We start from the raw sequence: 25831 nt of genomic DNA, 5'->3' as shown, positions 1-25831 counted from the left end.
ATAGTCTTATATGCCTGAACCAGGTTCAGTTTTCAAGGATTACCAAGAATTTGGACAGATAAAAATCCAAAATAGCGTGTTTTCATAGGGAGTTTTTCGTATTTGACAAGATATTAGCTGTGGACGACTATCATTCTCAAACACTTGCTCCAATGCATCATGAAGGGCCTGAACATCAGTGAATTCGGACTTTTCAATATCTGACGGGGTGATCCAGTTAGGCTTATTAGCCACGTGAAGCGCCTCTAACCAATCTGCCCAACAAGGCAAATCCCTTAAATACATCCAGCCGCACTCAGTGTGTAGTTTTGTAATTGACTCCTCACTGGGGACGTTCATTTTTGGAAAAAGTCGCCCAAAAATTAAAAGATTTGAACAATACGTTTCAAAGCCAGTTAGCGTGGTTAACCAATGCCGCCCTGCTCCAGTTTCAAGGATTTTCAACTGATGCGTCCTAGCGTGGGTCGTTTTTTTCAATAAGTTGTCATTTTTATTGGGACCAATCCAATCATTGGGCGCCAAATCTGGCCGTTCTAGATAAAACTTGAGAGCCACTTCAAACAACCAAATCTTGCCAGTCATGTCTTTTGCGACCAAGTCCACCTCCCCTAAGGTTCTTTTGTCGTCATAGACCTGCTCATGTTCTGCCAAAATGGTTAACTGTGAAAACCGTAGCACTGCAAATGAAAACAACTGCTCAAAATAGGTTCCCAGGAAATGAGACTTGGCCGCTCGCATATGCTCTACGAGGGGCTCAGGATCTGTCACCAATGCCCCAAAAATATCCTGCCAATCCGGTTTTAAAAAATCCTTAAATGGCTTGTCAGCAGTAATCACCTCCTGTCCCACTAACAACCATTTCAAATCGTTAAGATATTGCTGAGGAGCAACCGACAGCATTTGCATCAGACACCACTCGTAAGATGCTGGTCAATTGCCTCTAGACTGTTTTGAATTGCCCTTTGATGGGCTGAGGACAGTGCTGGAAAGGCCGTTTCAACCATGGGTGCGATATTACAGCTCGAAGGCAAAGGCGCCTGTTGCTCTATCAACACTTTAAAGCGTGCCACAAAGACATAACGTAGCCACTGTTCAAAGCTCATAGTGTCCACCGCAAAAGGCTGTGTTGAAGCCATTTGCTCTGGGGTTGGCTCAGGCACCTCCCACACATCAGCCTGATGTAAGGCGCTCTGTAGCACCAACAAATGATCTGCCAATTGACTGTAATACGTTAGAGAATGGGACAACTGATTTCTCTCCTAAAAAACGGTATGATATGCCCCTCATAATACAGATTTAGATGCCCTACGTACCCATGCAAAATATTGAATCTCTGAGTGATTTGTTTGATTTAGTCGGCTGCCGTGTCAGTTACTACGATGTTGGTCGACACATTTCCAAAATTACACCCCAGCAAGCCATCCAGTTTGACCGTAAACAACAGCCATATCCTTATGGTTTTCGTAAGCATGCATGGTTGGCCTGCGTTTTATCACAAAAGGAACTTGTCCAAGAACCTGTTATTTGGTTCTTGCGCCTTCCGTTAGACGAAACGGGCTGCCTCAATTTGGGCACTCGCGACCACTTCATCAAAACCATCGTCGATAAAATCATGCACAAAGGCAGCGAACAGGGATTGAACGAAGCGTTGGAAGATAACCCCTATGCGTTTCAACCCGATCAAGAACGTCTTGCAAGCTTACACGCTGTTTTGGGGCAGGATTTAAAGCAGAAACCTTCGAGCTTTTATGCGCCTTTCTTGGCCTATGCAGACAGCGATGGTCTGTGTGATGCATCAAAATGGTCAGAGCTTGGATACCAAGGCATTGCGGATTTCGCGACACGATTGAGTGACACAGGTAATTTAGAGCGCGCTTTGCGTCTTCTTAATGAAGGTCCAAAAGAAGTGGTGTTTCCTTTATGCCATGCGTTAGAGCACGACGTTCAGGGTGAAGAGATAGTACATTTGATTTGTCAAAAGCTGACGGAATCAGACACTACCCCAATGGATGCTGCCCATTGGATTAGAGCAATTTCTAGAAATGACTTCCCAGGGCCACTCTTTATTCCTCTGTTTACTTTGCTGGGGGATATTGCCCATTGCACGGACGAGCAACTTGAGCTGATTGCTTCGTTGGTTTCCAAGTGTCCTCATTGGATCACCGCCCAACCTCAGCTTTTGAGAATTATCCTTGAAAAATTGGCTCACCGAGAAGACGGCTTATTAGGGTTTAAGCACATAGTGACGGATCTGACGCAACAACCTGACACCCGCGAGCAATGTTGGGAAATTCTGCGCTCGCAGCACGCCAGCAAAGCGCTTCAGCAAGCGGTCGGCGGTTTGTTCAACCAAGGCAGTGCAACCCTGCAATAATCCACTATCAGTGACGAATGTGCTTAACCTCTTCGGTTGAGCGCATTTGCTGCCGGTATTCTTTAAATTCGTCGCTCAACTCATAAGTTCCCTCTTGTGTTGTCTGCAACGCCCCTCGATTCACCAAGGCATCTAGGGTCTTTGGCAAAACCTTTTGTTTGCGATCTCCTTTCACAAAGAAGAACTGATCGTCCACTTGAATGAGCTCAAACCCCGTTTCCAAGAAACCTACACAAAGGTTTTGGGTCGGCGTTAACTTTAATTTCATGCGTCACCTCCCACCAGTTTTTCTGATTGATGAAGTAACTATAGTCAAAAAATGGAATAACAGAATGTTATTGGGAAAGGAAGGCAATCCCGTAGCCGAAATTGCCTTATTTGATCAGCCCTGAAAACCCTTACTGGGCGAACACAACCGTCTTGTTTCCGTGGACTAGGACGCGATCTTCAAGGTGATAACGCAAACCACGAGAAAGAACTAACTTTTCGATATCCTTACCTAAGCGAACCATATCCGTAGCCGAATGACTGTGTCGGACTCGAATAACGTCCTGCTCAATGATCGGCCCTGCATCTAAGTCCGCCGTCACATAGTGACAAGTGGCTCCGATCAATTTAACACCTCGCACTGCGGCTTGATGGTACGGCTTAGCCCCCACAAATGAAGGCAAGAAGCTGTGGTGAATGTTAATCACACGGTGCTTGTACTTGTGGCAAAGGTATTCAGGGAAAATCTGCATGTAGCGAGCCAATACAATGGTATCGGCACCGGACTCATCGATGGTTTTCTCAATGGCCTGAAATGCAGGCATCTTGTCTTCTTTTGGCACATTGATACAGTGGTACGGAATGTTGTACCACTCCACCATAGAGCGTAGCTCTTCATGGTTGGCAATCACTCCAACGATGTCACACTGTAGCTCGCCAGTGTGCCAGCGGTGGAGCAAATCATTCAAACAATGGGATTCCTTGGTTGCCATTAGCATGACTTTAGGAAGGTTCTCACTGCTGTTAATGTACCAATCCATATCGAATTCTTGCGCTATGGCAGCGAATTCCGTGCGAAAGGTGTCAATGTCTACGGTCATGCTTTCCGCATCAATCACATGACGCATAAAGAACCACTTTTGCTCGGCATCCGTGTGATGATTCGCTTCGACGATAGAGCCGTTGCGCCGGTTTAAATACTGACTCACAGCGGCCACAATGCCCACTCTATCTGGGCAGCTTATCACTAGACGAAAGGTCTTACTCATAAGGCTTTTCTACTTCTCTAATTCGATTAACGGACCAACGTTAACCAGTTGGTCAAACAGTTAAAGATTATACAAAATTACCAGTACGATTCTATTTGTGTTTTAGAATCCAGCACTGGTGAATCTTTTGATTACGTTCAAAATCCGGATCAAGGGATTTATGGGTGATATTCTGCACTTGGTAGCGCTCTTCTAGCTCTGGAGCCAGTTCAAAGCGACGATAGTTATTGGAGAAAATCAACTCACCCTCACTACTAAGACGGGCCATAGCCAGATCAATCAAATCCACGTGATCCCGTTGGATGTCCAATACCCCTGCCATTTTCTTAGAGTTTGAGAACGTCGGAGGATCCATAAAGATCAGATCAAACTCATCTTGTGAGCGACGCAGCCATTCAAAACAATCCGCACGAACCACTTGGTGATCCCGCTCAGAAAACTCATTCAACTCAATATTGCGACGGGCCCACTCAGTATAAGTGTTTGACATATCGACACTTAAAGTGGTTTTAGCGCCACCCTGCCCCGCATGGACAGAACCGGAAGCGGTGTAACAAAACAGGTTAAGGAAGCGCTTGCCGTTGGCTTTATCTTGGATCAGCTTACGTACTGGACGGTGGTCTAAGAAGAGCCCTGTGTCCAAGTAGTCTTTTAGGTTGACGATAAAATCACAGCCATGCTCCTCAACGATCATTTCGTGCTGAGAGTGGTCCACCTTCTCGTACTGCTGCTTACCGGATTGACGCAAACGCTGTTTCACCACAACGTTCGTTTCAGGGATATCTAATGCTGTCGGTATCGCGCTCACTACTTCAAACAAGCGCTGCTGAGCTTTATTTTCATCCACGCTTTTGGGTGCTTGGTACTCTTGTACATGGGCCCAATCATTGTAGATATCAATGGCTACAGAGTATTCCGGCATGTCTGCATCGTACACTCGGTAACAAGTCACATTTTCTTTTTGCAACCATTTACGCAGCTTCTTGATGTTCTTCTGTAGACGGTTACCCACCATTTGAGCACCAGGAGACAAACCAATTTGCTCCCGACTACCGGCTTTGATGTGACTGTCATTAATAGGGAAACGGTAGGCACGACATTCAAGACCACCGTTTAAAACACGAGTGCTCTTTTCTGGGCGAATAGGAATCTGACGAGCGAGGTTTTCGCTGCTGGTCAGCATCATCATTTCCCCTTGATCCGCATGTTCAATGGCCCAATCACCCAGCTGACGATAAAGCGCGATCAATGCCATCTCATCACCTAGACGCTCACCATATGGCGGGTTCACCATAATCAGTGTCGGCTGGGACGACCAATCAAACTCATGGGATTGGAATGAAGACATGGACACTTCCACTACACCAGACAAACCGGCACGCTTGATGTTTTCTCGTGCTGCTGCGATGGCTTTTTGCTCACGATCCGTGCCTTGAAAACGGACGTTCAAATCAGCAGGATCCACTCGCTCATTTTTTGCCAGGTCCATCAGCTGTTGCCACATACGGTGATCGTGTTTTTTCCAACCTTTAAAACCCCAGTATTGGCGGCGCGCCCCAGGAGCAATATTCATGGAAATTAATGCCGCTTCCACAAGGAAAGTACCGGAACCACACATGGGATCGACCAGTTGCTTGAAAGGAGCGTCTTTGCTCCAACCCGCTCGCAACAAGAGGCCTGCCGCAAGGTTTTCCTTTAGTGGCGCCATAGCGCCTTGCTGACGGTAGCCACGACGATGCAAGCTGTCACCTGACAAATCCAAACTCAAGGTCGCGTTGTCTCGTTTGATCTTTAATGCGATACGAAGATCTGGGTTCTGCTTTTCAACGCTCGGACGTTGCCCTGTCTTTTTAACAAAGAAGTCTGCAATGGCATCTTTGGTCCGCACCGCACCAAACTGAGTATTGCGAATGGCATGGTTAGTACCATGACAATCGATGGCAATAGTGTTGTCAGGGTGCATATGCTCCGACCAATCCACGTCAAGCACCCCTTGGTACAGCTCATCAGCATTGGTGACCTTAAAGGTCGCCAAAGGCATCATCACACGAGTGGCCACACGGGACCATAAGCAGGCCTGATACATGCCTTTTAGGTCTGTCGTCAGCTTAACCTGTGCCTCACCTAAGCGAGTATTTGTCAGTCCAAGAGCATGTAACTCTTTCTCAAGGATGTTTTCTAAGCCAATAGGGCAAGTTAGCTCTAGGGCGATGTTTTGTTGACCACCGTCCTGAGAAGGTGTCTGGATATCTGTCATGTTTATTACTTTTTAATGAATTTTAAAATAATGTTAGAGCAAAGTGTTTTTAGACAAACCAGCGCTCCTCTACTAATTATTAAAGTTCACTTAAATGAAAAAGAGAACTGAGAGGAAACAATACATGAAGAAACAAAAACGAGATCTTCATCAAAGAGCTTATGTTCGTGGCTACCGTGCAGGCATGGCAGGTCGTTCAAAAGCCCTTTCAGAGACGTGCCATGTTACTGCGCGCCCAGATTGGTTAGCCGGATGGCGAGAAGGTCGAGAAGACATGTGGAATGGCTTAACCCCCGTTGACGGCACCTATAAAGCCGCAACTTTTTCTCAGTAAACACCCAAATTCTTTAAGAAAAAGGCCAGAATCATCTGGCCTTTTTCGTTTGTTTTATACCCTAAGCCAAGTTTTGCTGTCTGATATAGGCGTCCGTGGCGGTCACTGACTCTCGAACCAACTCAGGACCACGGTAGATAAAGCCAGAATACAACTGAACCAGCTTCGCCCCGGCTTGCAACTTTTCAACCGCGTCAGAGCCAGACAAAATACCGCCCACCCCGATCACTGGCAGCTCTCCCTGAAGGTGGTCACACAAGACACGAACCACATGGGTAGACGCATCGCGCACTGGCGCACCACTTAAACCGCCCGCCTCAGCAGCATGGACATGCCCCATGACCGCATCACGGGACAAGGTGGTATTCGTGGCAATGATGCCGTCCACTTTTTGCTCCATCAAGGTATCTGCCACAAGCTTGATTTCATCATCTGTCATGTCAGGAGCGATTTTGACTGCCAATGGCACCGCACGGCCATGTTCTTCAGCGTAACGATTTTTGGCTTCCACTAAAGGCTGGATCAACTCCGCTAAGCTTTCACCGAACTGTAAAGTACGTAATCCAGGCGTATTCGGGGAGCTGATGTTTGCAGTAATGTAATCCGCAAAAGGAATCACTTGCTCTAGACAGGTCAAATAATCAGCGGCGGCGTCTTCCACAGAGGTGGTCAGGTTCTTACCAATATTGACCCCTAAAATACCCTTGTAACTATGCTGGCGGATGCGGGACAACATATGCTCCACGCCCTTGTTATTGAAACCCATGCGGTTAATGATGGCCTCGTGCTCCGGCAAACGGAACAAACGAGGCTTAGGATTGCCTGATTGACCCTTTGGCGTCACTGTACCCACTTCCACAAAACCAAACCCCAAAGCCCCTAATGCTTCAAAAGCATCGGCGTTTTTGTCCAGTCCCGCAGCCAATCCCACCGCATTGGGAAAGTTTAGCCCCATGACATTCACTGATTGCGTTACTTGTTCCTTTTTGAACAAGGAAGTCACACCTAATCGTGATGCCGCCCCCAACATATCAAGAGATAATTCATGGGAGACTTCAGGATCAAGCTTAAAAAGTAGCGAACGCGCTAGGTTATACATATGGGCTGCCTAATGGTAACTCTGTGTTTGGGTTAATGTCGTTTTTCAAGATTAACCAGCTTGTTATGTTCGTCAAACTCCACCTCAAAAATGCCATGCAATCCCTCGTGGGTAATAAACTTCTGGAAGACTAACAAAGGCAAACGCACTCTTCTGCCGTCCGAACTGTATGCAATAACGTGTTTTTTTGAGCCGCGGTACATTTCTTCATACTGACTGGCAGTAAGGCTGACACCAATTGTGATTTTTGCCATGAAGATTCCGTTTAACGCTTTCTGATACAAGCTCCTGCTTGTGGTGCAGGTTTCATCTTGGATATTATGATGCGTATTATATTGCCTCGTTTCATTTATTGACAGAAGTATAAAGGCCAACCTTGTATGGAAGCAGTTGTAGACCGTCTAAAAGATCATTTAAAACACGCTATTGTCGGCCAAGAAGCCTTACTTACCGATCTGCTTGTCGCACTGATCGCCAAAGGACATGTATTACTAGAGGGACCGCCAGGGATCGCAAAAACCACCGCCTCAAAAGCCTTAGCCAAGGCTATTAGCGCAAGTTTTCAACGCATTCAATTTACCCCAGACTTACTACCGGGTGATGTGACGGGGTCCGAAATTTATCAACCTGAGACCGCCGCCTTTAAATTCGTTCCAGGCCCCATCATGCACGATATAGTGCTTGCCGATGAGATCAACCGTGCGCCTGCAAAGGTACAGTCCGCCTTATTGGAAGCCATGGGAGAGCGCCAGATCACGGTAGGCAATAGCACTTACACCCTATCCGACTTGTTTTTTGTCATTGCCACGCAAAACCCTATTGAACAAGAAGGCACCTACCCTTTGCCAGAAGCGCAACTGGATCGCTTTATCATGAAGCTAGAAGTAGGTTACCCAGATCTGGAGTCTGAGTTAGCGGTTATGCGCTTGGTACGTGAACAAGACAAAGGCGTCCAAAGCCACTCAATAACGGCCCAAGTGAGCCAAGCGGACATCCAAGCTTTACAGAAAGCCGCCTTAGAGATTTATATGGCTGAATCCGTAGAGCAGTACATTGTGTATTTAGTCACAGCTACTCGTCACCCTACACCTTATTTTGAAGACGAAGGTGCTTTTGCGTCTCTGATCGAATATGGGGTCAGCCCCCGAGCCACTCTTGCCTTAGACCGTTGTGCTAGGGCCCATGCTTTGATTTCGGGGCGGGATTATGTCACACCTGATGATGTTCGAGCGGTCGCCCATGGCGTGTTGCGCCACCGTATTTTGCTGTCCTTCCAAGCCAGCGCCCAGAACATCAATGTAGAGCAAATCATTAACATGATCCTCAACAAGGTTCCGGTGTTGTGATCGATGACCGACTTTACTAGTCCACCGTCTCCAGAGCTAAGTGGAGAAGACCTTCGCGCCCTGGCTCCCTATGCTCAAGCTTTAGGAAAAGCCAAGCTGCAAGCCCAAGCTAAAACCCTTGCAGGGGACCGTCTCAGCAAGCGTAAAGGCCATGGCTTAGAGCTTTATGAGATTCGCCCCTATCATGCCAGTGACGAAGTTCGCCATATTGATTGGCGAGTCACGGCCAGAACAGGCGCCCCTCATGCGCGGGTTTACACCGAAGAAAGAGAACCCAAAACATTGGTGATTCTCGCCTTGTCTAGAGACGCTTACTTTGGCACCCAAACAACCTTTATCAGCACTCGGTTTGCCCAGCTTGCCGCACTGATTGGCTGGCGCTGTCAAGCAAAGCGAGAGCAACTTGAACTGAACATTCCATTTCGCTTCAACGCTCCCCAAGTAAAAGACTGGCATCGCTTTTCCTTAGAACTTGCAGACTGCACAATGCTCGATCGGATAGAAGAAGCTGCGCCTTTGCTGGAATTAGAGGCCAATACAGGCACCCGTGGCTGCTCGGTGGTGATATTGAGCGATCATTTAAATTTGAGCGATCAAAGCCGACAGGTTTTAACACACATGGCCCGTCATAACCGGGTTTACTGGGTATCGCTGGAAGATGATCAAACTTTTAAGCTTCCTTCCGGTGCGTATACCCTTAAAACACCACAAGGCCCAAAAGCTTTAAGGGTAAACGCTCAGGAAATGGCGCGCTTAGGGGAACGTTATGCCATTAAACAGCAACAATTTAATGGTGAGTTAAGTGCCATCGGCGTTCGCCGTCTATTGTTTGATGTGAACCATTCCCCCATTGCGATCGCAAGGGAGTTACTGCATTTAGGAGTCATTCACTAATGAATCCTAAAATAGAATTACCCAACACAGCTTACATACTGCCCGATCCCATTGCCATGTGGCCGCCAGTTTGGTGGTTTTGGCTGATTGTCGCTGGCCTTATAGTATGCCTGATCGCACTAAGCAGGGTATGGATTCGCCGCCACATAAAACGCCGCTATCGAACGGATGCCCTGACACTGGTGAAAGCGTTGCACTCCAATCAAACCTCCAAAGACCTATGCAGCACTTGTCTCGAGGCCATTCGACGTACACTTTTAACCGAGGGTAAGAGCGACCTAGCCAGTTTGCCCATTGACTCCCTATGTCAGCAACTAGATCAAGATAAGGCCCATCATAAATACCCTTTAGTAAATATTTCCTCGCTTCTGAATGAGGGCCTATATCGACCTGGGGTTCAGTTAACTTCTGATCAGCATGAACAGGTTTTACGCACCACCCAGCACTGGCTAAGGAGGCACCATGCTTGAGCTGCAATGGCCGTGGGCGCTGCTGCTAATGCCAACCCCTTTGTTATTGCTCTGGACGCGAGCACGAGTTAGTAAGCAAACGGAAGCCCTACAATGGCGCTTTGCCCAACAACTCTACACCGCCAGCAGCGCCAAAAAGCAGACGACCCATAAGATGAGCTTGATATGTTTTTTGGGTGCCTGGATCTCTCTAATCTTTGCGATTACGGGCCCTAAATGGCTTGGAGAACCCACCCATATCCCCCCAACAGGCCGCGACATCCTGATTGCACTGGATTTATCAGGCAGCATGCAAGTGACAGATATGGTGTTAAACGACCGGCCTGCGGACCGTCTTATGGCAGCAAAATCGGTATTAAGTGATTTTATCCAGGAGCGACGTGGGGATCGTGTGGGGATTATCGTATTCGGTAGTAAAGCTTACCTGCAGGCACCACTAAGTTATGACCTAGCCACTATTAATCAACTGGTTCAGGAAACCCAGATTGGCTTCGCCGGAGAGCAGACCGCCATTGGTGATGCCATCGGTCTTGGAATGAAACGCCTAGAGGACAAACCTGCCGACCAAAAAGTACTCATTCTAATGACTGATGGAGCCAATACCGCTGGCCGTGTTAGCCCTCTGCAAGCGGCCAACTTCGCAGCCCAAGAAAATGTCACCGTACACACCATTGGGATTGGTGCGGAACAAATGACAGTGCAAGGTTTTTTTGGCCCCAAAACGGTCAACCCTTCTAGCGACCTAGATGAACCATTATTGACAAATATTGCCGAGTTAACGGGGGGCCGCTTTTTTCGCGCCCGCAGTACCGAAGAACTGGCTGACATCTACCAGATACTCGATCAATTAGAACCTACGCCAGGCATAGACACCCTACAGCGCCCTGTTACCACACTATTTCATTGGCTTGGATTGTTAGCCCTGCTGTTAACAGGGGGAGCGCTACTAGCCAGTGGCTCAGTGCGCTTAAGGAGGCAGCAGACGCCATGACCCTATTTAACTTGGTGCACTTCACTCGCCCTGAATGGCTTCTCTTAATACCTATCGTAGGGTTACTCGGGGTGCTTTTTACAATGAAAGCAACCCATCAAGGCCTTAAACAACTGATAGCGCCGCACTTACTTGTGCATCTCACCCATGAGCATAAAGGACATAATCTCAATAAATGGTTGGGCATATTATCAAGCTTACTGCTCTGCCTTGGCCTCAGTGGCATTAGTTTTGACAAAAGCAGTACACCGCTTTACGTGGCCCCCAACAAAACTATTTTTGTGGTGGATCAATCCCTATCCATGTACGCAACAGATGTTCGACCGAATCGACAAACCAAAGCCAAACAAATCTTACGGGACATCTTGAATCAAGACATGGAAGGTGAATTCGCCTTAGTCGCATTTGCCGGGGACGCCTATGTCATCAGCCCATTTACCCAAGACAAACAGACATTAATCCACTTTTTAGTGGCATTGGATCCGGTCATTATGCCCCTTTACGGGAGCCAATTTCATAAGGGGCTAGAACTTGCCACTGGGCTATTAGACCCTACGGATACTAACGCTCACATTATCGCGATTACAGACGAACTAAACGATCAAGATGCAGCATTTATGGAGGACAATGGAAGGCTTTCTAACTTGAAGTTTGATGTCATCGCCCTCGGCACAGAAGCTGGCGCTAACATAAGAGTACCCAATGGAGAAACTCTGCGTCGCAATGGCTTTCCCATCCTTGCCAAAACACCAGTGGAAAAAATACAACAAGCAACCAACAACATAGGTGGGAATTTTTATACTCATGATTTAACCCCTACCGACTTGAAAACCATCAGCCAATCATCAGATTTCAGTGATGCACGCGATGCCAAAGATTCCGGTGTCTTGGGCGTCACTTGGAATGAGCAAGGCCAATGGTTCGCTCTACCGTTTCTACTTTGGATGCTTTGGCAGTTTAAAACCCGTGCCTTATTTGTATTTTTAGTGGCTCTCCCCTTGCTCCCACAACAGGGGAAAGCGACACCCATGGACTGGTTTAAAACACCTGATCAAAAGGCACAAGAGGCCGTCAACCTTGGGGATTGGGAGGAAGCACGGGCGCTGTTTGAGAACCCAAACTGGAAAGCCGCCAGCCACTATGCCACAGAAGATTACGACAGCGCAGCCGAGTTACTTCGAGAGTTCGCACACTCTCCTGAAGAATATTACAACCTAGGCAATGCATTGGCCCTGAAAGGCGACCTTGATGACGCCATCGAAGCCTATAAAAGTGCCTTAAAGCAAAAGCCAAATTTCAAAGAAGCCCAACAAAACCTAGAGTATTTACAGGATCTAAAAGAACAGCAGAAACAGCAACAAGAGCAGGACAATCAACAGGGGAATCAACAGAATAAACAGCAAAATACCCCGGATAAGACTCAGCAAAACTCAAAAGACAACCCAAGGTCTGAGGATGAAAATCAAGACACACAGTCGCAAACACAAGACAAAGATCCTTTAAATCAGGATAATCAATCTAGTTCCTCAACAGAACAGGACAATAGCTCCCAAGACATGTCATCGTCACAAGAAACTCAACAAGCTTTGGATCAATGGCTACGCCAAATTCAAGATGATCCTGGGACCCTGTTACAAAGGAAGCTATGGTATTTGCACCAAGAACGACGGAACGAAAATCGCTTTAACGAAGAAGAAGGTATGCAACCATGGTAGTGCGCTCTCGCCTCTATCCTACTAACCCCCTTTTACTAACACTCCTTACCTTGTTAGCCCTAATCCTGTGGACGCCACTTGCCACAGCTGATGAAGTTACTGCAGCTCTTGATAAAACCACAGTAGCCGAAAATGAAATCGTAAAACTTACCGTGCGAGCCAACTTCAGTGATACCGGATCAGGGCCAGACTTTTCAGCGTTAAAACGTGACTTTGACGTGCTTTCTAAAAGCCAAAACAGCCAGTTCAGCTTCAACCTTGGTACCAACCAAGCCCTCAGTTTTTGGGTGGTTTCATTGAAACCTAAATCGGTGGGCACCTTTGAAATCCCACCTATTCCCGTGGGAGACCAGGAGTCAGAGCCGCTTTTTCTAGAAGTTCGTCCTGCCAGACAAATGACAGACCCAAACGGCAATCCACTAGTCATGCTGCGGTTTAAAACCGACGAATTACAACCCTATGTACAGCAACAAGTGATCTTGACCCTTGAGCTCTACAGTGCCGCCACATTGCAGAATGCCAAGCTCACCACACCAAATCACCCTAACTTACTGCTAGAGCGCTTATCTGACGACCAAATTCGTTACGAAGAAATCAATGGCACCTCTTACCAAGTACTGACCAGAGAATACGTCGCCTTTCCCCAACGCAGTGGAACTTTGGAGCTCATTAATCAGAGCGTTGAAGGCACACTGAATACCGGCTCTGGACGACGCCTAGTGAGCGTAAAAAGCACACCCATCACCTTGGATGTGTTACCTATTCCCGCGTCCTATGGCAATACGAACTGGCTACCAACCGATGCGGTAGCAGTTAAATCTCAATTGACCACCACCCTAACTGACCCTCGTGTTGGGGATACTTTAAACTGGAACATCAGCCTAACCGCCCAAGGGGTGCTTGGGGAACAACTTCCCACTTTGAGTTTTGATAGCACTCGGGCTTATAAGCTGTACCCCACCTCTCCTGTTTTCGACAGCAGTAAAAGCTCCGCAGGCATCATGGGCCGCCAAAGTATCGACATAGAAGTTGTGCCTACACAAGCTGGAGAACTCACCTTGCCTCCAGTCACAGTCACTTACTGGGACCCAACAGAGCGCGCAATCAAGACGGTGACCGCTAATACCAACACCTTGGAAGTTGCTCCATTGCCCAATTCCATCCCTCAAAGTGATTCATCAGCGCCTGAGACTGAACCAGCTGAAGTCAACACACCTGAGAGCACAGCACCCACTCAATCAAGCCAGTCGGTGGCACCTATTTCATTGACCAAAACCAAGCCTCCAGTCCCAAGTATTGCAGACCCTAATGAGCCCGCTCCAATGGAAGTCGTCATTGACACGCCTGAATCCCAATCTTCTTGGATCGTCTGGTTAGCACTTGGCTTGATTGGAATTGGTGCTATCGGTCTAATCGGCGCAATATTGATCTACAAACGAAAACAAATAGACAGCGCATCAAACTCAGTACCCACTTTGCAAGAATTCGCACCATTAACCTCTAATAGTGAAGACGCTGCGTTTCAACAACTACTCACCAGTTGCCGTACAAACGATCTCGGAAGATTGCGCCCGTGCCTACTGGAGTGGGCACGACATCGTTGGGGCGACAGCACCATTCGCGGCGTCGAAGACATCAAACGATTGGCTAACAACCCTCGCCTGACACAACTTTTAATGGAGGCCGAGTTAGTCATGTATTCAAATTCAGCGGCCCACAGTTGGGACGGACAAGCCCTTGGTGACGTATTAGTAGAATATGCCACAGGACAAAGCAAACCGTCTCAGGCAAGCCAACTTAAAACACTTTATCCAAACTTTTAACGAACGAGGAGTCGTCAGTAATGACCATAGATTTCCAAACTGGTATTGTTGCCGAACCGTCAAGCGATGCGACCTTTATCCTACTCAATGCGGCACCGGGCAAAGAAGCACAATTGCGCAAAGCCCTAAGTACAGCCCCAGCACTCATTGAATCCATTCAGCAGCAATTTCCTGATACTGAATTACACGCAGCCATCGGATTTTCATGCCATGGGTGGGAACGCATCATGGCAGAAGCCAAACCTGCTGAATTAGCCCCCTTTCCAAGCTTTTCTGGTGAGTTACTTTCCGTCTCGGATGAGGCCCACGATATAGTGCTGCATATTAGATCCATGCGTCACGATGCTACACACACCCTTGCCCTCAAATTGTTCCAGTCATTTGCGGACAGTGTCACCTTTTCACAGCAAACAAACTGCTTCAAATACCTAGATAACCGAGATTTTACTGGTTTCGTGGATGGCACAGAGAACCCTCAAGGGGAAGACAGGAAAGACGTCGCCTTGGTAGGCGAAGAAGATTCTGCACATTTGGGTGGCTCATACTTGAACTACATGAAATTCACCCACAACCTAGCGAAGTGGAATACTGTAGATTTAAAAGACCAAGAAGATACCTATGGCCGCACAAAATACGACAACGAAGAGTACGCCTCTGCAGATAAGTCAGTGCACGCCCATACTAAGCGTACCTCTTTAAAGGATGATAACGGCAATTCCCTGGAGATTTTGCGACACAGCATGCCTTTTGGTGATCTGCAGGAGCAAGGACTAGTATTTGCCAGCTACTCTCGTACGCCAAGCATCTTTGATCGCATGCTTCAAAGCATGATTGAAGGAGATGAAGATGGCAATGTGGATCATCTTATGAAGTACACTAATGCGACCGCTGGCAGTGCGTTTTTTATTCCATCGATTAGCTTTTTAAAAGCCCTAGCTTAATCCAAGTACTCTAAAAGCAAAGCAAAAAAAACCACGCAATTGCGTGGTTTTTTTATCTCTAAATACCGCTTAGTTTCTCTCAATCTCTGCTTGGTTTTTCACCATTGATTGTTGAGCACCTAAGGCCATACTAGAAAGAGTTTGAGAAAGGTAGTTTTGGTAGATTTCGCGCTGGGAATCCTCTACCACCTCATCGCCTTGCTCTACCGCAGTCAGACGGAACGCAACCACATCACCATTTGGCGCATCCTCAACCGCAGTCACAGGTTCACTGGCCTGTGGATGTGGCAAAGTGAAAGCTAGACTTGTCACTTCATCTTGACCACGTTCAGCCATGTCTACGCTTGTCCAGTCACCATTGCCTGACGCCAAAGCTTGTTCCGCTTCTGCTCGCAATTCCTCTAGAGCCTTTTGCTGCACAACAATGGATGTGATGGCTTCTTTGGCCTGTTCAAAGCTTTGTGGGGCAGAAGGCTGATGATCATTCAAGTGAATCACCACGACTTGCTCATCGCTTAGCTCAATCAGATCACTGTTTTGATTATCTTCCAGAACTAGAGGGCTATATGCCGCGGCAATTACAGCAGGAGCACTAGTAATCTCATCAACACCACCATCACGACCAAAGTAGTCACTGGTTAATACTGATACACCGTACTCATTTGCAAGCGCATCTAAGCGGTCACTCGCATAGGCCAAGTCAGTGATGTTTTCGTGTTCATTAAACAGCTGATCTTTTGCTTTCTCTGCTTTCAAATCCACCATTAACTCATCACGCAATTCATCGATAGAAGGCGCTTCGGTTTCATGGATCTGATTTAGCTTAATAATGTGATAACCAAATTCAGTTTCCACATCAGCGATATCCCCCTCATTCATTGCGAATAAGGTGTCCTCAAATGGCTCAACCATGATGCCACGGGCCACATAACCTAGGTCACCACCGTTTTCTTTGGAACCCAAGTCATCTGAGTATTGTGCCGCTAGATCAGCGAAAGACTCACCCGCGTCAAGCTTACCCTTGATTTCTTCTACCAGGGCTTGGGCGTCACTGTCTGAACGAGATGATGTGTCAATCAAAATATGAGACGCTTCACGCTCTTCACCACCGAAGTTAGCGACACGAGCTTGGTAAGCATCTTGTAGCTCTGCATCCGTCACAGAGACGCTGTCTTCAAGATCTGCGACAGAAATTGTCACATAGTCCAACTTAACCTGCTCAGGAGAGATAAAGCTTGCCTGATTGTCATCGTAGTATGCTTGAAGTTCTTCATCTGTCACCGACACAGACTCAGCCTTATCAGCCAAAGAGAAGCGGATGTAATCATAACTACGCTTTTGATTCTGCAAGGTAACAATGGCATCGACTTGGCTTGGCAAAACAAATTCTGTACCAGCCACTGCATTACGAGCCTGTTGAATTAACACGTCTTGTTTGATTCGCTCTTTAAACGCTAAAGGCGTAAAGCCCAAGGAACGAATAAAGTTAAGGTATTTGTTTTGATCAAACTGACCATTAGTTTGAAACTGCTCTGCTTGCAGCAGGTAAGCATCCACTTGAGCATCAGACACTCCAAGATTCAACGCTTCAGCTTGATTGGTCATTACAGCTCGCTGAATCAGTTCATCCAGAGCGCGGCGCTGAAGAGCGTTCTCTTCTAGCATGGCAGGATCAATCTGCCCACCCATCATGGAAATCAATTGTCTACGCTGGGTTTCAGCAGTTTGAAGTAGCTGCGTACGGGTTATTTCCTTACCGTCCACTTCGGCTACGGTGTCAGTAGATGTGAAGCTTTGTACCAACGCCTCAACACCGAATAGAGCAAAAGTCACGATGACAACACCGATGATTACTTTAACAACTATACCTTGTGACTTGTCTCTTATATCTTGGAGCATCTTGCCTACCCTAGAAACTTGTATTGTTATAACAAAAAAGGTGCATTCCGCTGGGAACACACCTCTTTGCTCTAATGGCGGAACGGACGGGACTCGAACCCGCGACCCCCTGCGTGACAGGCAGGTATTCTAACCAACTGAACTACCGCTCCTGAATCATTAGTTTACTGCGTCTTTAAGGCCTTTACCGGCTTTGAAGCTAGGAACCTTAGCAGCTTTAATTTGGATCTCTTCACCAGTCTGTGGGTTACGACCAGTGCGTGCCGCACGTTCTTTAACAGCAAAAGTACCAAAGCCAACTAGAGTAACTTGGTCGCCTTTAGCAAGAGCTTCTTCGATTGCAGTCAAAGTTGCATCTAGTGCGTTGCTTGCCGCTGCTTTAGATAAATCTGCGGACGTGGCAATTGCATCAATCAGTTCTGATTTATTCACGTTCTACCCCTTTAGTAATTTCCGTGGTTCCATTGTATTTCTAAAATCTGGCCAAAAAACAAAACAGCCAACAAGATGAGCATTTATACAAGCCCTTCCTAGGCCCTGTCAACACAGGGTTTGCACTAATGATGACTTACAGATTCTTGTTCATCAACAGTTTTTTCCTTTCCTGACACAGTTTCCGCGCTTTTTGGTGAAGGAACGTACTCTAAAGCAACGTCAAGTACCTCATCGATCCATTTTACTGGCACAATGTCCAAATCCGCTTTGATATTGTCAGGAATTTCTTTCAAGTCTCGAGTGTTTTCTTTCGGTATCAATACAGTTTTAATACCTCCTCGATGGGCAGCCAGAAGCTTTTCTTTCAGGCCACCAATGGGTAATACTTCCCCTCTTAGGGTAATTTCACCCGTCATGGCCACAGAAGCCTTCACAGGCACTTTCGCCAACACAGAGACAATGGCCGTACACATGGCGATACCCGCACTAGGGCCATCTTTAGGCGTCGCACCTTCAGGCACGTGAAGGTGCAAATCCACCTTCTCATGGAAGTCCTCATCAATACCCAAACCGGCAGCACGACTGCGTACAACCGTTAGTGCCGCTTGGATAGACTCCTGCATAACATCGCCCAAGGAGCCCGTTTTAACATGACGACCTTTACCCTGAACACCTGCCGCCTCAATGGTCAATAACTCACCACCGACAGACGTCCAAGCAAGACCTGTTACTTGCCCAATTTGGTTGTTGTCTTCTGCTTTGCCGTAGCTAAACTTACGCACACCACAGTAGTCTTCCAGATTTTCGGACGTTACTTTTACTGCTTCTTTACTCTTACTTAACGCCTGCTGCTTCACTACACGACGACAAACTTTGCTCAACTCGCGCTCAAGGCCTCGAACACCAGCCTCTTTGGTGTAATAACGCACCACATCCATTAAGGCTTCATCAGAAACATCGATTTCTTTGTCTTTCAAACCACTTTGTTTTACCTGTTTCGGCAACAAATAACGCTTAGCAATGTTCAATTTCTCGTCTTCCGTGTAACCCGGAATACGGATAATTTCCATACGATCCAACAGAGGCCCAGGGATATTCATACTGTTCGAAGTACAGATGAACATCACATCAGACAGATCGTAGTCCACCTCTAGGTAATGGTCGTTAAACGTATGATTTTGCTCAGGATCAAGCACCTCAAGCAGCGCTGATGCAGGATCGCCCCGTTGATCCATACCCATCTTGTCAATTTCGTCCAATAAGAAAAGAGGGTTTTTCACTTTTACTTTGGCTAATTTTTGGATCAATTTACCCGGCATAGAGCCAATGTAAGTACGACGGTGACCACGAATTTCCGCTTCGTCACGGACGCCACCCAAAGCCATACGAACGTATTTACGGTTCACAGCTCGCGCAATAGATTGCCCTAGAGATGTTTTACCGACCCCTGGCGGCCCAACCAAACACAACACAGGCCCTTTGACCTTTTTAACGCGCTGTTGCACGGCTAAGAATTCTAAGATTCGCTCTTTCACATCGTCTAAACCGAAGTGATCTTCGTTGAGCACTTTTTCTGCGTAAGCTAGGTCATTACGCACCTTTGAACGCTTAGACCAAGGCAAGGAAATCAACCAATCAATGTAGCCGCGCACCACAGTGGCTTCCGCAGACATAGGCGACATCATTTTAAGCTTCTTAAGCTCTGCTTCGGCTTTTTCAGTCGCCTCTTGAGTCATCTTGGCTTCGGTGATTTTTTCTTGCAGTACATCCAGTTCATTACTGCCTTCATCCATATCACCTAGCTCTTTCTGAATCGCTTTCATTTGCTCATTCAGATAGTACTCACGCTGACTCTTTTCCATCTGCTTCTTAACGCGACTACGGATGCTTTTCTCAAGATGAGCAATGTCTAGCTCGCCATCCATTAGTCCCATCAAATGCTCGCCACGCTCGATAAGGGAACCGATTTCAAGGGCACGCTGCTTATCCTCAAGCTTAAGGCTCATATGGCCAGCAATAGAATCAATCAGCTTTGACAAGTCATCGATGGATTTCAACGACGTAACCACTTCACTAGGGATACGCTTACTGCCAGCAACATACTCATCAAGTTGCTTAATTAGAGCGTTGCGGATCGCTGGGTATTCGGACTCGTCATCTTGGGTCTCTGGCAAGGCTTCAACCGTAGCGGAAACGAATTCATCCCCTTCACTCAACTGTTGAAGTTCAGCACGATACTGGCCTTCTACTAAGACTTTTACTGTGCCATCAGGAAGACGCAACAACTGAATAACCTTAGCCACTGTACCGATTGTGTACAGATCATCTTTCTTAGGATCATCTTTTGACGCATCTTGCTGGGCAACTAGAAATACTAGCTTGTCATCGTCCATTGCGGTTTCTAGGGCTGCAATCGATTTCTTACGACCGACAAACAAGGGCAACACCATATGGGGATAAACAACCACATCCCGCAACGGCAACATAGGTAAAAATACTGAATCAGACATAATATTTTCCAACTGAACATCATCGTTGGTCTGATGATGAGTGACTTTGCTTATTAATTTAGAGATAAGGTCAACGGCACCAAAATGCAAGCGTGTGCAGTCAGTTATTCGAAGAAAAGCAGGAGAAGTGAGAAAAATTTGCCCGCGCCAAGGGGACGCGGGCAAATTGTGTGCAGAAGTTAACCGTTTGAGCCGTCTTTTAGCTCTTTTTCTAACACCATGAGCGGTGCAGAGTCACCACGGATTGAAGGACCATCCATCACGACCTTAGCCACATCTGTACGATTAGGCAGCTCGAACATGCATTCTAATAGAGAGGATTCAAGAATACTTCTCAAGCCACGAGCCCCTGTCTTACGCTCTAGGGCAAGATGGGCTGCTTCACGTAGAGAGTCTTCAGTAAATTCTAGCTCTACCCCTTCTAACTCAAATAGATGCTGGTATTGCTTAGTCAAAGCATTCTTTGGCTGACTCAAGATCGTCATCAAAGCTTCTTCATCTAGTTCAGATAAAGTCGCCACAACAGGCAAACGACCCACAAACTCAGGAATCAGGCCAAATTTAACCAAATCTTCTGTCTCAACCTGGTGAATGGACTCAGAGAAGGAACGATTTTCTTCCTTGCTCTTAACCGTTGCTTTAAACCCGATACTGCTCTTCTCTGTTCGATCACTGATCACACGCTCTAAGCCTGCAAACGCACCGCCACAAATAAACAAGATGTTAGAGGTATCAACCTGAACAAACTCTTGCTGAGGATGCTTACGGCCACCTTGAGGCGGAACAGAAGCAACGGTACCTTCGATCAACTTAAGTAACGCCTGCTGAACACCTTCACCGGACACGTCACGGGTAATTGAAGGGTTATCAGACTTACGAGAAATCTTATCGATCTCATCAATGTATACGATGCCACGTTGCGCTTTATCTACGTCGTAGTCACAGTTTTGCAGTAACTTCTGGATGATGTTTTCAACGTCCTCACCAACGTAACCCGCTTCGGTCAAAGTCGTCGCATCAGCAATCGTAAATGGTACGTCCAAAACTCGCGCAAGCGTCTGTGCCAACAGTGTCTTACCACTACCCGTTGGACCAATAAGTAGAATGTTACTCTTACCCAGCTCCACTTCACGGTTCGCCGTACCTTGATGGCGCAAACGCTTGTAGTGGTTATACACCGCCACAGCGAGCACCTTCTTAGCGCGCTCTTGACCAATAACGTAATCATCCAAGGAGGTTGCTAATTTTGCTGGTGTTGGCAACTCATCGCTTGACTCAGTTTCCCCATCACCTTGGAGCAATTCCTGAGTAATAATGTTATTGCACAGGTCAACACACTCGTTACAGATGTAGACAGAAGGCCCAGCAATGAGCTTCTTGACCTCGTCTTGGCTCTTGCCACAGAAAGAGCAGTACAGCAACCGATCAGAGTGGTCACCTCGGCTGTATTTATCATCAGACATTCAAGTCCACCCTTTAATTTATACTTCGCGTTTTTCTAATATGTCGTCAATTAGACCATATTCTTTAGCCGATGTTGGGCTCATAAAGTTATCACGGTCCGTATCTTGAGCAACTTTCTCAATTGGCTGGCCTGAATGATGAGCAATAATCTCGTTCAATCGGTGCTTAATACCCAAGATTTCACGAGTGTGAATCTCAATATCAGAGGCCTGACCTTGGTAGCCCCCTAACGGTTGGTGAATCATCACACGAGAGTTAGGTAGGCAGTAGCGTTTACCTTCAGCACCGGCCGTTAACAGCAACGCGCCCATGCTAGCCGCTTGACCAATACACATAGTGCTCACATCTGGTTTGATAAACTGCATAGTGTCATAAATAGACATACCTGCCGTTACTGAACCACCTGGAGAGTTAATGTAAAGGTGAATATCTTTATCTGGGTTCTCAGACTCCAAAAACAAGAGCTGAGCAACAACAAGGTTCGCCATATGATCTTCCACTTGACCCACTAGGAAGATAACGCGCTCCTTTAAAAGACGAGAGTAAATATCAAACGAACGCTCACCGCGTGCCGTTTGTTCGATAACCATAGGGACTAGGCCATTACTGGTAATTGCAACGGGGCCAGTTGTAGGGGTCGTTAAATTCATATCCTATTCCTTAAAACAAAAAGGCCGGTATAACGTGCGCTATACCGGCCTGTGAGAATTATAAGCTGAGCTTACGCTTCTTCAGTCTCTTCTGCTTCTGCAGCGGGAGCTTCTGGCTTGATAGCATCTTCGTAACCTAGCGTTACTTCAGTGATTTTCGCGCTTTCTAGCAGTTTATCAACAACTTGCTCTTCAAGTACAGCGGATTGAACTTGAGCTAGCTGCTCTTTGTTGTTTAGGTAGAAATCAACAACCTGTTGTGGCTCTTGGTAAGCTTGCGCCATTTCTTCCAAGAAAGCACGTACACGATCATCTTCTACTTTCAATTCGTTCGTTTGGATCACTTCAGAGATCAAAAGACCTAGTTTAGCACGCTTAGTGGCTTCTTCAGTGAATAACTCAGCAGGCAATTGAGACGCATCAAAACCTTGAGCACCACCGAATTGCTGCGCTGCTTGCTTACGAAGACCATCAACTTCTTGATCAACCAAAGCAGAAGGCACTTCAACTGGGTTCAATGCAGCCAACTGATCGAACAAAGAGTTTTTCAACTTAGCTTTGATCGCTTGGTTCAGTTCGCGTTCCATGTTCTTTTGAACTTCTGCACGAAGACCCGCAACTGTCGCGTCTTCCATACCAAACTTGCCTGCGAACTCGTCGTTTAATTCAGGCAATACTTGCTCAGCCACTTCGTGTGCAGTGATTTTGAAAGTCGCTTCTTTACCCGCTAGATGCTCAGCTTGGTATTCTTCAGGGAAGGTAACAGAGATAGTACGCTCTTCACCTGCTTTGATACCCTCAACACCAGACTCAAAACCTGGAATCATAGTGTTAGAACCGATTACAAGCTTGTGACCTTGTGCTGCACCCCCATCAAACGCTTCATCACCTAGGAAGCCTTCGAAGTCGATAGTAACTTGATCGCCATCTTTCGCTTCACGATCAACAGCAGTCCACTCAGCATTTTGCTTACGCAAAGTTTCTAGCATAGTGTCTACGTCTGCTTCTGTTACTTCAGAAACAACACGCTGAACTTCAATTTTAGAAGCATCTGCAAGTTCGATTGTTGGGTAAACTTCTACCTTAGCAGTGAACTCTAGATCAGCGCCCTCAGCGATGTTTTTAGGTTCAATTGAAGGCATGCCCGCTGGCTGGATGGACTCAGCCTGGATCGCTTCTACGTAAGCGTCACGCATAATTTGCTCAACAGCTTCCAAACGGATGCTCTGACCAAAACGTTTTTTAACAACGCTTACAGGCACCTTGCCTTTACGGAAACCATCAATGCGAACTGTTTTCGCAGTTTTAGCTACTTCAGAGCTAACTTTTTCATCAATACGTGCAGCAGGAACGCTAATAGTAAGAACGCGTTCGATTGGAGACGTTGTCTCTACAGAAACTTGCATAAAACTTCCTCTTGGGAACGTGCTTTATTTGTTGACGCCGCCGCGAACATTCACGACTTACTTTAAAGCTCAGTCAACAAGACCAAAAAATTGTTTACTGTAATGTAATTGGCACGCCTGGAGGGATTCGAACCCCCGACCATCCCCTTAGAAGGGGGATGCTCTATCCAACTGAGCTACAGGCGCAATGACTACATCACAAATAGTGACGCGCTATTATAGGGAACGAATAACAATCGTCAACTGATAGGCATAAAAAAGCCCAGCAAAGCTGGGCTAAAAGATATTGTATGACTTATCGTCACCAAGGAACCGAGAATGGGTCTAAGCAATCACTTAGTCATTCACAGTACAAATATCACAAAAGGAACAAGACGAATAATAGCCCACCCCCCGAGCCTACGCAACCAAAATGGAACACTTTTTTTCAACTTGCACTATTTGTGTGCGTTCGCCTTTTTTCTTACACAATAGCCCCCTAGAGTCTTCTTATATAGAATAGAATTCCCCCCTCGATGGAGATGACAATGCAGGTCAAAAACGCCAAAAAAGCAACCTTACAGCTGTACCATCTCATTCGGATTGTTTGGTTAAGAGCACTGCGCCAATCTGTCAGCCTTCGGGCTGCCCATTTAACCCTTGCCTCATTACTGGCTGCCGTGCCCATTATTACTATTGTGTTTGGTATTTTGCGTTTAACCCCAGCCATGGGTGACATGCAAGATGCATTCGTTGGCTTTGTAGAACAGCACCTCGCCCCCGGAAGCAGCGATACCGTCATCCCCTATTTGGTTGAATTTTCTGAACAAGCCAAAAACCTTCCTGCAGCCGGCATAGTGACATTAATATTCACGGCGCTCTTATTACTTAATAGCTTCGAAGGGTCCGTTCAGGCCATCTGGCGCATTAAACGTAAGCGTAAAATTCGTGAGCGTCTTTTAACCTATTGGGCAATTTTAACTTTAGGTCCTATTTTACTGGCAGTTTCCATGAGCCTATACGGCACCATATTGTCCTATGAACTTAAGGGAATTGAGCTCCCAAATCTATTATCTAAAGCCTTCGATTTAGGTAGCTATGTTATTTACTTCTTACTGCTGTTTACCATCAACTTTCTAACCCCTAATGCAGAAGTACAGCTTAAACTAACCTGCGCATCAGCAGTCGTTGGCGCAATCGGCATCTCAATTTTGAATACCCTGTTTGGTAATTTCGCGCAATTCTTTGCCAATTACCAAGTTGTGTACGGTACTTTTGCTGCGTTGCCGATTTTCTTAATCTGGTTGCAGTTCAGTTGGCTGATCATATTATTGTCTGTGAGCCTGAACGCAACGCTCCACAAATTAAATCGCCAACCCAAGACGGATGAGTTAGAATGATCGGTCAAACTTTCCATAATAAATTCCTGAATAAATATGCATAATATCGACGAACTTAACGCCATACTGGAAGACGCAGACTGCTTAATTTCTGAAGCAGAGCTAAATGACGCCCTTGACAAGATGGCAGCACAAATAACCGAGGATCTTTCAGACAAGCTCCCTGTTGTTATTTGCGTTATGAACGGCGGCTTATTGCCAACCGCAGCCCTACTTCAGCGCCTTCAGTTCCCCCTTGAGCTGGACTATGTCCATGCCAGCCGCTATGGCATGGAAACGACTGGCAGCGCTTTAAAATGGACCAAGTTTCCCCAGTCCCAGTTTGAAGATCGTGAAGTTCTCATCGTTGATGACATCTTTGATCAGGGCCACACCCTAGAAGCCATTGTTAAATGGTTCGAAGAAAGTGGTGCCAAAAATGTCTATTCGGCTACCGTAGTCAATAAACTGCACGATAGAAAAGTAGAAATGCGTCCCGACTATAACGGCCTCGACGTTGAGGATCGCTTTATCTTTGGTTATGGCATGGACTACCAAGGTTATTTCAGAAACCTACAAGCCATATATGCAGTAAAAGGCAAATAGCAG

The 25831-nt window shown here is 46.6% G+C and carries 24 protein-coding genes and 2 tRNA genes; 11 read left to right on the top strand and 15 right to left on the bottom strand.

Features of this window, described 5'->3' with window-relative positions; genetic code table 11:
- Positions 1-39: 39 nt before the first annotated feature.
- Together ACFQ45_RS04195 and ACFQ45_RS04190 are read right to left on the bottom strand one after the other, a co-directional pair.
- A complete protein-coding gene (locus ACFQ45_RS04195) occupies positions 40-900 on the bottom strand; it encodes a DUF1853 family protein (protein ID WP_377365635.1) in 861 nt (286 codons plus the stop codon).
- Positions 901-905: 5 nt separating this feature from the next.
- Positions 906-1247, bottom strand: a complete 342-nt coding sequence (locus ACFQ45_RS04190; RefSeq protein ID WP_377365633.1) for a YqcC family protein — start codon at positions 1245-1247, stop codon at positions 906-908.
- A 68-nt stretch (positions 1248-1315) separates the two neighbouring features.
- Here ACFQ45_RS04190 and ACFQ45_RS04185 point away from each other — a divergent pair, with 68 nt between their 5' ends.
- Positions 1316-2374 (top strand): DUF3549 family protein, encoded by a 1059-nt coding sequence (locus tag ACFQ45_RS04185; protein ID WP_377365631.1) that lies wholly within the window; start codon positions 1316-1318, stop codon positions 2372-2374.
- 7 nt (positions 2375-2381) lie between these two features.
- Here the strand turns inward: ACFQ45_RS04185 and ACFQ45_RS04180 are convergent, their stop codons facing one another.
- The 3 genes from ACFQ45_RS04180 to rlmKL all read right to left on the bottom strand — a co-directional run bounded on the left by ACFQ45_RS04180 (position 2382) and on the right by rlmKL (position 5887).
- Positions 2382-2642: a hypothetical protein gene (locus ACFQ45_RS04180; protein WP_377365629.1), complete on the bottom strand. Its 261-nt coding sequence runs from the start codon at positions 2640-2642 to the stop codon at positions 2382-2384.
- A gap of 130 nt (positions 2643-2772) precedes the next feature.
- On the bottom strand, positions 2773-3630 hold the full coding sequence (gene purU / locus ACFQ45_RS04175; protein WP_377365627.1) for a formyltetrahydrofolate deformylase: 858 nt from the start codon (positions 3628-3630) through the stop codon (positions 2773-2775).
- A gap of 91 nt (positions 3631-3721) precedes the next feature.
- The gene (rlmKL, locus tag ACFQ45_RS04170) at positions 3722-5887 is read right to left on the bottom strand and encodes a bifunctional 23S rRNA (guanine(2069)-N(7))-methyltransferase RlmK/23S rRNA (guanine(2445)-N(2))-methyltransferase RlmL (protein WP_377365626.1); all 2166 of its coding nucleotides are present in this window, start codon (positions 5885-5887) and stop codon (positions 3722-3724) included.
- Positions 5888-6011: 124 nt separating this feature from the next.
- Here rlmKL and rmf point away from each other — a divergent pair, with 124 nt between their 5' ends.
- Positions 6012-6221 (top strand): ribosome modulation factor, encoded by a 210-nt coding sequence (gene rmf, locus ACFQ45_RS04165; protein WP_377365624.1) that lies wholly within the window; start codon positions 6012-6014, stop codon positions 6219-6221.
- 61 nt (positions 6222-6282) lie between these two features.
- Here rmf and ACFQ45_RS04160 read toward each other — a convergent pair whose 3' ends face one another.
- Both ACFQ45_RS04160 and ACFQ45_RS04155 read right to left on the bottom strand, forming a co-directional pair.
- Positions 6283-7320 (bottom strand): quinone-dependent dihydroorotate dehydrogenase, encoded by a 1038-nt coding sequence (locus ACFQ45_RS04160; protein ID WP_377365622.1) that lies wholly within the window; start codon positions 7318-7320, stop codon positions 6283-6285.
- Positions 7321-7352: 32 nt separating this feature from the next.
- Positions 7353-7574 carry a DUF2835 family protein gene (locus ACFQ45_RS04155; protein WP_377365620.1) on the bottom strand — a complete coding sequence of 74 codons (222 nt, stop codon included), beginning with the start codon at positions 7572-7574 and terminating at the stop codon, positions 7353-7355.
- 126 nt (positions 7575-7700) lie between these two features.
- Here ACFQ45_RS04155 and ACFQ45_RS04150 point away from each other — a divergent pair, with 126 nt between their 5' ends.
- From ACFQ45_RS04150 to ACFQ45_RS04120, 7 genes are read left to right on the top strand one after another with little or no spacing between them, the layout of a single operon-like run.
- On the top strand, positions 7701-8666 hold the full coding sequence (locus ACFQ45_RS04150) for an AAA family ATPase (protein ID WP_377365618.1): 966 nt from the start codon (positions 7701-7703) through the stop codon (positions 8664-8666).
- A 3-nt stretch (positions 8667-8669) separates the two neighbouring features.
- Positions 8670-9560, top strand: a complete 891-nt coding sequence (locus ACFQ45_RS04145) for a DUF58 domain-containing protein (protein WP_377365616.1) — start codon at positions 8670-8672, stop codon at positions 9558-9560.
- The gene (locus ACFQ45_RS04140) at positions 9560-10030 is read left to right on the top strand and encodes a DUF4381 domain-containing protein (RefSeq protein WP_377365614.1); all 471 of its coding nucleotides are present in this window, start codon (positions 9560-9562) and stop codon (positions 10028-10030) included. The genes ACFQ45_RS04145 and ACFQ45_RS04140 overlap by 1 nt, the downstream gene beginning before the upstream one ends.
- Positions 10023-11021, top strand: a complete 999-nt coding sequence (locus tag ACFQ45_RS04135) for a vWA domain-containing protein (RefSeq protein WP_377365612.1) — start codon at positions 10023-10025, stop codon at positions 11019-11021. Before ACFQ45_RS04140 ends, ACFQ45_RS04135 begins: the two co-directional genes overlap by 8 nt.
- Positions 11018-12736 (top strand): vWA domain-containing protein, encoded by a 1719-nt coding sequence (locus ACFQ45_RS04130; protein WP_377365610.1) that lies wholly within the window; start codon positions 11018-11020, stop codon positions 12734-12736. The genes ACFQ45_RS04135 and ACFQ45_RS04130 overlap by 4 nt, the downstream gene beginning before the upstream one ends.
- Positions 12730-14559 (top strand): BatD family protein, encoded by a 1830-nt coding sequence (locus ACFQ45_RS04125; RefSeq protein WP_377365608.1) that lies wholly within the window; start codon positions 12730-12732, stop codon positions 14557-14559. The genes ACFQ45_RS04130 and ACFQ45_RS04125 overlap by 7 nt, the downstream gene beginning before the upstream one ends.
- Before the next feature lie 20 nt (positions 14560-14579).
- Entirely contained in the window at positions 14580-15500 is a 921-nt protein-coding gene (locus tag ACFQ45_RS04120) for a Dyp-type peroxidase (RefSeq protein WP_377365606.1), read from the top strand.
- A 69-nt stretch (positions 15501-15569) separates the two neighbouring features.
- Here ACFQ45_RS04120 and ACFQ45_RS04115 read toward each other — a convergent pair whose 3' ends face one another.
- From ACFQ45_RS04115 to ACFQ45_RS04080, 8 genes are all read right to left on the bottom strand, one after another.
- Positions 15570-17399 carry a SurA N-terminal domain-containing protein gene (locus ACFQ45_RS04115; protein ID WP_377365604.1) on the bottom strand — a complete coding sequence of 610 codons (1830 nt, stop codon included), beginning with the start codon at positions 17397-17399 and terminating at the stop codon, positions 15570-15572.
- 75 nt (positions 17400-17474) lie between these two features.
- Positions 17475-17551: transfer RNA gene (locus ACFQ45_RS04110), tRNA-Asp, on the bottom strand.
- Positions 17552-17558: 7 nt separating this feature from the next.
- Positions 17559-17831 (bottom strand): HU family DNA-binding protein, encoded by a 273-nt coding sequence (locus tag ACFQ45_RS04105; RefSeq protein ID WP_115469112.1) that lies wholly within the window; start codon positions 17829-17831, stop codon positions 17559-17561.
- Positions 17832-17956: 125 nt separating this feature from the next.
- Complete coding sequence (lon, locus tag ACFQ45_RS04100) at positions 17957-20356, bottom strand: endopeptidase La (protein ID WP_452600442.1); 2400 nt, start codon at positions 20354-20356, stop codon at positions 17957-17959.
- Between the two features lie 167 nt (positions 20357-20523).
- Positions 20524-21807: an ATP-dependent Clp protease ATP-binding subunit ClpX gene (clpX, locus tag ACFQ45_RS04095; RefSeq protein WP_377365599.1), complete on the bottom strand. Its 1284-nt coding sequence runs from the start codon at positions 21805-21807 to the stop codon at positions 20524-20526.
- A gap of 18 nt (positions 21808-21825) precedes the next feature.
- Positions 21826-22458, bottom strand: coding sequence for an ATP-dependent Clp endopeptidase proteolytic subunit ClpP (gene clpP / locus ACFQ45_RS04090; RefSeq protein ID WP_377365597.1), 633 nt, complete (start codon positions 22456-22458; stop codon positions 21826-21828).
- 71 nt (positions 22459-22529) lie between these two features.
- Complete coding sequence (gene tig, locus ACFQ45_RS04085) at positions 22530-23864, bottom strand: trigger factor (protein ID WP_377365595.1); 1335 nt, start codon at positions 23862-23864, stop codon at positions 22530-22532.
- A gap of 109 nt (positions 23865-23973) precedes the next feature.
- Positions 23974-24050, bottom strand: a tRNA-Arg gene (locus ACFQ45_RS04080).
- A gap of 341 nt (positions 24051-24391) precedes the next feature.
- Between ACFQ45_RS04080 and ACFQ45_RS04075 the strand changes: the two genes are divergently transcribed.
- Together ACFQ45_RS04075 and ACFQ45_RS04070 are read left to right on the top strand one after the other, a co-directional pair.
- Positions 24392-25243 carry a YihY family inner membrane protein gene (locus ACFQ45_RS04075; RefSeq protein ID WP_377365593.1) on the top strand — a complete coding sequence of 284 codons (852 nt, stop codon included), beginning with the start codon at positions 24392-24394 and terminating at the stop codon, positions 25241-25243.
- A gap of 36 nt (positions 25244-25279) precedes the next feature.
- Positions 25280-25828 (top strand): hypoxanthine-guanine phosphoribosyltransferase, encoded by a 549-nt coding sequence (locus tag ACFQ45_RS04070; RefSeq protein ID WP_377365591.1) that lies wholly within the window; start codon positions 25280-25282, stop codon positions 25826-25828.
- Positions 25829-25831: the final 3 nt, after the last annotated feature.

The sequence above is a fragment of the Rhodanobacter aciditrophus genome, assembly GCF_042679525.1.
Taxonomy (GTDB): domain Bacteria; phylum Pseudomonadota; class Gammaproteobacteria; order Pseudomonadales; family Marinomonadaceae; genus Marinomonas; species Marinomonas aciditrophus.
This window is presented reverse-complemented; position numbering and strand designations above follow the sequence as displayed.